At 72.0% G+C, this 8,062-nt stretch carries 7 protein-coding genes, 1 pseudogene and 1 riboswitch; of the genes and pseudogenes, 7 read left to right on the top strand and 1 reads right to left on the bottom strand.

The annotated features are described in order from the left end of the window. Positions 1-296: 296 nt before the first annotated feature. Positions 297-450, top strand: a riboswitch (cyclic di-AMP (ydaO/yuaA leader). A 481-nt stretch (positions 451-931) separates the two neighbouring features. From ACY5KJ_RS14755 to ACY5KJ_RS14725, 7 genes are all read left to right on the top strand, one after another. Continuing rightward, on the top strand, positions 932-1,681 hold the full coding sequence (locus ACY5KJ_RS14755; RefSeq protein ID WP_462203602.1) for a peptidoglycan-binding protein: 750 nt from the start codon (positions 932-934) through the stop codon (positions 1,679-1,681). Between the two features lie 212 nt (positions 1,682-1,893). Beyond that, the gene (locus ACY5KJ_RS14750; protein ID WP_462203601.1) at positions 1,894-2,742 is read left to right on the top strand and encodes an AfsR/SARP family transcriptional regulator; all 849 of its coding nucleotides are present in this window, start codon (positions 1,894-1,896) and stop codon (positions 2,740-2,742) included. 304 nt (positions 2,743-3,046) lie between these two features. Beyond that, positions 3,047-3,157, top strand: coding sequence for a lasso RiPP family leader peptide-containing protein (locus ACY5KJ_RS14745; RefSeq protein ID WP_462186040.1), 111 nt, complete (start codon positions 3,047-3,049; stop codon positions 3,155-3,157). A gap of 17 nt (positions 3,158-3,174) precedes the next feature. After that, positions 3,175-5,052 carry an asparagine synthase-related protein gene (locus tag ACY5KJ_RS14740; RefSeq protein ID WP_462203600.1) on the top strand — a complete coding sequence of 626 codons (1,878 nt, stop codon included), beginning with the start codon at positions 3,175-3,177 and terminating at the stop codon, positions 5,050-5,052. Positions 5,053-5,078: 26 nt separating this feature from the next. Then, complete coding sequence (locus ACY5KJ_RS14735) at positions 5,079-5,396, top strand: lasso peptide biosynthesis PqqD family chaperone (RefSeq protein WP_462186038.1); 318 nt, start codon at positions 5,079-5,081, stop codon at positions 5,394-5,396. Next, entirely contained in the window at positions 5,393-5,905 is a 513-nt protein-coding gene (locus tag ACY5KJ_RS14730; RefSeq protein ID WP_462186037.1) for a lasso peptide biosynthesis B2 protein, read from the top strand. Before ACY5KJ_RS14735 ends, ACY5KJ_RS14730 begins: the two co-directional genes overlap by 4 nt. Next, positions 5,883-7,835 carry an ABC transporter ATP-binding protein gene (locus tag ACY5KJ_RS14725; RefSeq protein WP_462186036.1) on the top strand — a complete coding sequence of 651 codons (1,953 nt, stop codon included), beginning with the start codon at positions 5,883-5,885 and terminating at the stop codon, positions 7,833-7,835. Before ACY5KJ_RS14730 ends, ACY5KJ_RS14725 begins: the two co-directional genes overlap by 23 nt. A gap of 39 nt (positions 7,836-7,874) precedes the next feature. Here the strand turns inward: ACY5KJ_RS14725 and ACY5KJ_RS14720 are convergent. Beyond that, positions 7,875-8,062, bottom strand: a pseudogene (locus ACY5KJ_RS14720) (acyl-CoA synthetase); the annotation flags it as partial.

Raw genomic sequence — 8,062 nt, 5'->3', positions numbered from 1 at the left:
GGGGCGCAGGGATTGCCGGGCGGCCGGGCGGTCCCGGTGACTACCGGTCCCCGTGGCGACAGACCGGTCATATCGCCAAGATCCGGTCGTGACGGGTGATCTGTGTCGCTACCGGTAGCTGCTATTGATGTCCGAGAGTTGCGGTACCGCAGCGTTATGCACGTATCGTGACCAACATGCGCCCAGATTCGGCGCAACTCGTACTTGTCACTACGGTCTGTAGTTCGCTACGGTTGCGAGGTATCAACAGCTCCGGGCCGACGCCGAGTTCTGCCCACGGTCCGGAGCTCCCTCCGAGAGACCTTGGGCAGAAGCGGGGGAACCACGTTCCTCCGGGTGGCTCGTTGCGGGCCGCCCTTGGGGTTAAGCCGTTACGCGCACGCCGCGGAAACGGCCGGGCTTCCCGGCCCGAACCCGACAGCTAACCTCGCAGGCGTACGGGAAGGACTCGACGTTGCCTGTGTTTCAGGAACGCTCGGCTCCGGTCTTCTGGACCGTGACGCCGTTCGGCGCGACCCGCGGTGCGTCCCCGCCATATTGGGCGCCGTTCTCGCCCTGACGTCTTCGCGAGAACGTGCCATCCGGTCGGTGCCCGTACCGGCCGATCGCGCTGACGCGCGATACCACCAGCTCGGCTGAAAGCCACCTGACCTCGTCATCCGTGGTCGGCTGACCCCTGCCGTCCACCGGGCCCGCCAGGCCCGGAACGGAATGACCGCGGCCGCCTGCCGGGCTGCTCAGCCCATCGACCCCGGAATCCTCAGGGTGCGTCGATCGGTCGTCCCCGGACGGACCCTCGGCGCACCGGGGGACCGGCACTGGGTGCTGCTCTTCTCCAGCGCGGTCGTCTCCGCTCGCCCTCCTTTGAGCGGCATCCCTCCCCTCGATCACCAGTCTGTGCTCGACGACACCGAAATGAGATGTCAAAGAAATGGCCAAGGGAAAGCATCGGAAAAATTCCACCCGGACCCGGGGCGCCGTTGTCGCCGCCGTCGGTGTGATCGGCGCCGGCGCCGGCATGCTCGCCACCGCGAGCCCGGCCAGGGCCGCCACCACGGTCCCCGATGTGACGATCGCCAGCGCGGCCGCGAACGCGGGACTGCCCGGCTGCCGCGGCGTCCCGCTGGCCACCTGGGTCGCGGTGGCTCTTGCGGAGTCCGGCGGCAACCCCTACGCCCACGCCACCTCCGGCGAGGACTCGCGCGGCCTGTGGCAGATCAACATGCGGGCCCACGCCGGCTGGGTGGGTAACCGCAACCTCTACGACCCAACCGTCAACGTCTGGGCGGCGAAGAAGGTCTGTGAAGGCCAGGGCATCACCGCCTGGAGCGCCTACACCAAGGGCATGCACTACCGCTACCTGGCCCGGGGACAGGCAGCGGCGGCGGCCGTCTCGCGCGGCGCGCGGTTCACGAACGTCTCCTACTCCTCGCTGGCTGCCCCGGCGCGTGCGGCCGTGGTGGCGCCTGCGGCCCGCTACCCGTCGCTGGCCATCGGCCTCGGGTTCCGCCTCGACGTCCACCAGATCCAGAAGAGGCTAGCCAGCCTTGGCTACCCGATCAGCGTGGATGGGAAGTTCGGGTACCAGACCAACCACATGGTCAAGGACTTCCAGCTGAAGCACGGTCTGGTGGTCGACGGGATCGTCGGGCCGCAGACGCGGGCGAAGCTCGGGATCTGACCCTGATCGAGGCCCGCCGACCGGGCGCCGGCGCTGTCGGGCGGTGTTCCCGACCCGCCCGAGATCGCTGCTCGATATCCGCATGCACCGGATGACTACCCGGGGTGAGCTGGGGGTATTCAGCCACCGGGCCAGCACCGGGCCGGGAGACGGCACCGGCCCGGGCGGGACCAGCCGGCCCGCACGGGAAAACCGAAACGGGGGCCCGATCGATGAGAGCCACGATGCTCGACGACTACCTATCTGAGGCGAGTCCGAACGCATCTTCCGCGATCGGGGCCGGCCTCCTGTTCGCGGTCCTGGGACCGCTGGAGGTGCGGCGATCCTCGGGTGAGCAGGTCCGCATCGACCAGCGCAAGAAGCGCATCCTGCTGCTGACCCTGCTGCTGCACGCCGGCCAGTGGGTGAGTGTGGACGGGATGCGGCTCGCGCTCTGGCAGGATGCCCCGCCGCGCTCCGCTGGGGGCAACATCAAGACTTATCTCTCGGAGCTGCGGCACACCCTCCGGCCGCCCCTGGGCACGCCCGGAGCCGGGGGGAACGGCCCCGGGCGCATCGAGAGCCGGCCGGGGGAGTACCGCCTGGTCGTCGCGCCCGATGAGATCGACGCTAAGCGGTTCGAATCGGCCGCTGAGCAGGGCCGCGCCGCCGTGCGTGCCGGCTCACCGGAACGCGCTGCCGGGTTTTTCGAAGGTGCCCTCGCGCTGTGGCGGGGGGACGCGTTCGACGAGCTCCCGGCGGAGATCGCAGGCGCGGAGGTCCTCCGGCTGGAGGAGGCTCGCTGGGCGGTGTGCGAGGACCTGATCGACGCCCGCCTGGCCCTCAGCGAGTACGATCGGGTGCTGCCGACCCTGCGGGCGCTCACGGTCGAACATCCGACCCGGGAACGTCTCTGGGCCCAACTGATCCTCGCGTTGGAACACACCGGCCGGCGGGCCGAGGCACTGGCCGAGTACCAGACGGTCTACCGGCGGCTGGTGACCGAACTCGGGATCGAGCCCGGTGTCGAACTGCGGCGTGCCCATCAGCATGTACTGAATCCGGACTCGTGGATCACCTGATACCACGGCCGTTCCGGCCGAGTCGTGCGGCGGCCGAATTATGGGGACCTGAGCACGGTCCAGGGACCGCAGACCGTGCTCAGGTCCCCCAAATTCACCACCGGAGGTCAGCTGAACCGCCAGTGAACCCGGCGGGGGAATTTCAACCAGACGGGCCGGACCAGCTGGCCGGCGCCCGCGCCACGGGCGCGGCGCCGTCGTGTATCGCCACCGGCGCGCGTCGCAAGGGTGCGCGTCGCAAGGGTGCGCGTCGCAAGGGTGCGCGTCACAGCGCGGGCGCGCGGAAACCGCTGAGGAGAAGACGATGAAGGCTACCTACCTCCCCCCGCGACTGGAGGATGCCGGCAGCTTCGCCGCAGTGACGAACGGCCGCTGGGGCTGGGGGTGTGACTATTTCTGGCGGCGTTTTGCGTGACGGCGGCCGGGGTGGCGGTGGTCCCGATTCCGTCCTGCTGGTTTCTGGTGCTGGCCGACCGTGATCCCGTCGTGCGTCCGCCGGGGGTCCGTCACATGCTGCGGTACGCCTCCGGGCGGCCGTGGATCGTCGGCAACTGGCCGGACGACGCCATGGTCAGTGCCGTCGCCGGGCGCTCGCGACTGGCCCTGATCGGGTGTGCCGCGACCAACGCGCGACAGCTCCTGCGGCTGCTTCTCTCGGCCCGTGACGTGCATGCTCTCGACCTCGCGCGCGCGGTGGCCGGCGACTACCACGTGATCGCCGACATCGACGGCCACCGTCGTATCCAGGGCAGCCCGACGGGAACCCGGCGGGTCTTCACCGCCCGGCTGGGCAGCCAGCTGGTCGCCGCCGACCGCGCCGACGTGCTCGCCCGGCTCACGGGCGCCCCGCTGAACCGGGCGGCGCTGGCTCTGTCGCTGCTCGACCCGTCACCGCCCCATCCGCTCGACGACCTGGTGCTCTGGGAGTCGACCGACGCGCTGCCCCCGGATCACTACCTTCTCGTCGGCCCTGACGAGAAGGCCACTGTCCTGCGGTGGTGGCGTCGACCGGCACCGGTGCGGTCCCGTGCGGAGGGGGCGCCGACCCTGCGGGCGGCTCTCGCCGAGGCCGTGGCGGCGCGGGTCGCCGGCGGCGGGACGGTGAGCTGTGATCTGTCGGGTGGGCTGGACTCCACCTCGGTGTGCTGCCTGGCCGCGCGCGGCCCCGCCGACGTGGTCGCGCTCACCGGGATCGCCCGCGATCCCGGTGACGACGACGCCCAGTGGGCCGCGCGGGCCGCGGCCACGCTCCCCGGCGTCACGCGCGAGGTCCTGCCCGCCGCCGGGCTTCCCCTCGTCTACGACGGTATTGCCGATGCCGACGAACCGCTCGACCGGCCGTTCGTCGGCATCGTCGACCGGGCGAAGCTGCGCGCGGGTCTTGACCGGGTCGCGCTGTACGGGCCGCGGGTGCACCTCACCGGGTTCGGTGGCGACGAGGTCGCCTATGGCTGTCCCGCCTACCTCCCCCGGTTGTTGCGCCGCCGGCCCTGGCGGGCGCTGCACGACCTGCGCGGACACCGAGCGCAGGAGGGCTGGCCGCGGATGGCGTGTCTGCGGATGATGTGGCCGCGCGGCTACCGGGACTGCCTCGCCGACATGGCCGATGCGCTCGACCAGGCCCACCGTCCGGCCGGTTCCTCCGGTTCCTCCGGTTTCGGCCGATCCCACCCGGGCGTCCTGGCCCCGCTCGACTGGGCCTTTCCGCCTGTGGTCCCGGGTTGGCTCACGCCGGCGGCCCTCGACCTGCTGGCCGGAGCGTTCGCGGAGGCCGCCCGGCGTGCCTGGCCGCTGGCCGAGACCCGGGACGGCCACGCCGATCTCTTCGCCATCCGCGCCGGCGCGGCGGTGTTCCGGCTGTTCGACCAGCTCGCCGATCCGGTCGGCCCGCCGCTCGCCGCCCCCTTCCTCGACGATCGGGTGGTCCGGGCGGCGCTGGCGGTGCGGCCCGAGGAGCGCACCGGCCCGTGGGAGTACAAACCGTTGTTGAAGGAGGCCATGCGCCGGGTGGTGCCGCAGGAATGCCTGCGCCGCGAGACCAAGGCGGATGCCGCCGCCGAGGCGGATCAGGGCCTGCGCGCCAGCCAGGACGTCCTGGTGAAGCTGTGCGATGACAGCCCGTTGGCCGATCTCGGCCTGATCGAGCCAGACGCGCTGCGCCAGGCGTGCCGATCTTCGTCCGTACCTGGTCATCGCCACCAGGCGCTGCAACCGACGTTCGCGGTGGACGCGTGGCTGCGGGTGCTCGCGAGCCGGCGGAGCCCTGACTGCGCTACCGGCGGGGCCCTGACTGCGCTACCGGAGAAGTGAGTGAGCTACCGGAGGAGTGAGTGATCATGGTGACGCTGCGGCCTGACGTAGTGCGGGCGCCGACCGAGTACGGAGCGGTGCTCCTCCATATCGACAACGGCCGGTACTGGACCCTCAACCCCTCGGGTGACCTGGTGCTGCGGATCCTGCTCGACGGCGGCGACACGGCAGCCGCCGCCCGCGGGCTGTGTGAGGCCAGCGAGGTTGACCCGGAGACGGCGCGCCGCGACGTGGAGGGTCTGCTCGCCCAACTCGCGGACGTGGGCCTCATCGAGGCTGAGCCCGAACCCCGATGGTCACCCGAGACCGAGGCGGTCTGCGATCCCCGGGCGCAGTCCCGGTGACCGCGCCGATGGTGGTCGAGCGGCCGGAGGCGAAACCGTCCCTCGCTCGTCGGCTCGGCGCGCTGGTCGCCGTGGGGATCGCGCGGGTGCTCGCGACCCAGTCGCCGGCCCGCATCTGCCGGGTGCTCACGGAGGTGGGCGCGGGCGCCCGCCCGGCCGACTATGACACCGCGCTCGCCGCCCGGCAGGCGGTGACAGCCGTGAGCCTCACCTGCCGCGGCGCGCGGGGCTGCGTTCCCCGCTCGATAGCGACCGCCCTGCTGTGCCGGTTGACCGGAACGTTCCCGACGTGGCGTGTGGGGGTGCGCACCATCGCGCCGTTCGCCGCGCACGCGTGGGTCGAGGCGGACGGAGTGATCGTGGGGGAGTCGATGCCGGCCGGCTACCTGCGGCCGCTGCTCAGCGTCGGTCCGGGAACGGGAACCGGGCCGCGTCGCGCGGGCGGGCTTCGTGGGAGTGGCGGGCTTCGCGGAAGGGGCGTGCCTCGTGACGAGGGCGTACGTCGTTGAGGGGGAGGGCCAGGGAGTTGCCCGGGGGCCCGCGTTGCGGGGCGTCGCGGAACTCTGGGCGCTGCTGCGCGGCCGTCGCGGGGCGGTGGCGATCGCCACGGCGCTGACCGTGGTCGGCACCGCCGTCGGGGTGCTCCAACCGCTGCTCGTGATGCGGGTGATCGACGCTGCGCAGGCGGGGGGTATTCCCGGCTGGCTCATCGGGGCGCTGCTGGGTCTGTTCGTCGGCCAGGCGATGATCGACACCGCCGGGCACTACCTGCTCGAGCGCGTCGGCCAGGGCGTCCTGCTCGGCCTGCGCACCAGCCTGATCGGCCACCTGCTGCGGCTGCGCATGCGGGTGTTCGACACGCGGCGGATCGGGGATCTGATCTCCCGCGCGAATACCGACACGACCGTGGTGCGGGAGGCGGTGGCGTACAGCTTCACCTCCCTGGTCACCAGCGTGATCGGCGTCGTCGGCGCCGTCGCCCTGATGATCTGGTTGAACCCCTGGCTGTTCCTGCTCGTGCTCGGGGTGGTGGCGGTGGCCGGGGTCGTGGTATTCGGCGCGCTGTCCCGGATCAGGACGGTGTCCGAACGCGGGCAGGCCAGCGTCGGCGGCATGACCGCCGACCTGGAGCGCGCCCTCACCGCGATCCGTACCGTGCGGGCGAACCGCGCCGAGGGGCGGGAGGCTGCGCGCATCGGCGACCACGCCGCGGCCGCATACCAGGCCGGGATCCGGATGGCGAAGCTGGACTCGATCATCGCCCCCGCGATGCAGCTCGCGGTGCAGGGAAGCGTGCTGGTCGTGCTCCTGGTCGGCGGGATCCTGGTGGCACGCGGTTCGGCCTCGCTCGGCAGCCTGGTCGCCTTCCTGCTGTATGCCACCTACCTGGTGATGCCGTTGTCGCAGCTCATCGAGGCGGCGGCGACCATCCAGCGGGGGATGGGGGCGCTGTCGCGGGTCAACGCGGTGTTCGCGCTGCCCCGGGAGGGCGACGACGAGCCGGTGCACGGTCCGCTGCGCCCCGTGGCGGCCGCGGCCCCCGGCGGGACGCGCCCGCCGGCACCGTTGTCACCCTCACCCTCGTCACGAGTGTCATCCTTGTCCTTGTCACGCAGGGAGCCGCCGAATCCGCAGGTGCCGTCGATCGAGTTCCGTGACGTCTGGTTCGGCTACGCGGAGACGCCGGTGCTGCGCGGGGTGTCGTTCACGGTGCCGTCCCGCGGGCACGTCGCGCTGGTCGGGCCGTCCGGTGCCGGCAAGTCCACCATCCTGGAGCTCGTCGAGCGATTCTACGAGCCGGACGCCGGAATGATCCTCTTCGCCGGCCACGACGTCCGCGCGATGCCCCGCGCGACCGCCCGCGGGTGGGTCGGGCTGGTCGAGCAGAACACCCCGGTGCTGCACGGCAGCCTGCGGGACAACATCACCTACGCGGCGCCGGAGGCGACCGAGGAGCAGATCACCGCGGTCCTGGCCACGGCGGGGCTGCGGGACTTCACCGACCGGCTGCCCGAGCGGCTCCGGACCCCGGTTGGTGATCATGGTGTGCTGCTCTCCGGCGGGGAACGGCAGCGGGTCGCGATCGCCCGCGCGCTGATCGCTCAGCCCGCGGTGCTGCTCCTGGACGAGCCCGCGGCCCAGCTGGACAGCGTCAACGAGCAGACGCTCACCCGCGCGATGCGCCGGATCGCCGCCGAGCGGGCACTGCTGGTCATTGCCCACCGGATCTCCACGGTGCGGGCTGCGGATCTCATCCTCGTGCTGAACGAGGGCCGCGTGGTCGCGCAGGGCCCGCACGAGGAGCTGATGGCGACCAGCGCGTTCTACCGCGGCCTCGCCACGGGCCTGCCGGCCGGTCCCGCCAGCCCCGCCGGGCCGGTCAGCCCGCCAGGGCGCGGGCGAGCAGGGACCGCAGGGCCTCCCGCCCCGGTGGGGTGAGCACCCCGAGCACGCTCTCCTCGACGCCGTGACCTGCCCTCAGGGCGTTTCCGGGGGAGCCAGGGCGGACTTGCGGATCTTGCCCATCGAGTTGCGGGGGAGCTCGGTCACCAGGTGGATCTCCCGGGGCCGCTTGTGGATGGACAGCTCCCGCGCCACGAAGTCGATGAGCGCCTCGCTCGCCGTCGTCTCGCTCGCCGTCTCGCTCGGTGTCCCGCCCGGCGCCC

Source organism: Frankia sp. CcWB3 (genome assembly GCF_977927595.1).
The sequence above is the reverse complement of the archived record's forward strand: the minus strand, read 5'-3'. Positions and strand labels throughout refer to the sequence as shown.

What these genes read in the sequence shown, in the direction of transcription:
- ACY5KJ_RS14745 (WP_462186040.1), top strand. Translation starts at nt 3,047, where the DNA reads ATGAAGGCTACCTACCTCCCCCCGCGACTGGAGGATGCCGGCAGCTTC.
- ACY5KJ_RS14735 (WP_462186038.1), top strand. Translation starts at nt 5,079, where the DNA reads ATGGTGACGCTGCGGCCTGACGTAGTGCGGGCGCCGACCGAGTACGGA.
- ACY5KJ_RS14755 (WP_462203602.1), top strand. Translation starts at nt 932, where the DNA reads ATGGCCAAGGGAAAGCATCGGAAAAATTCCACCCGGACCCGGGGCGCC.
- ACY5KJ_RS14750 (WP_462203601.1), top strand. Translation starts at nt 1,894, where the DNA reads ATGAGAGCCACGATGCTCGACGACTACCTATCTGAGGCGAGTCCGAAC.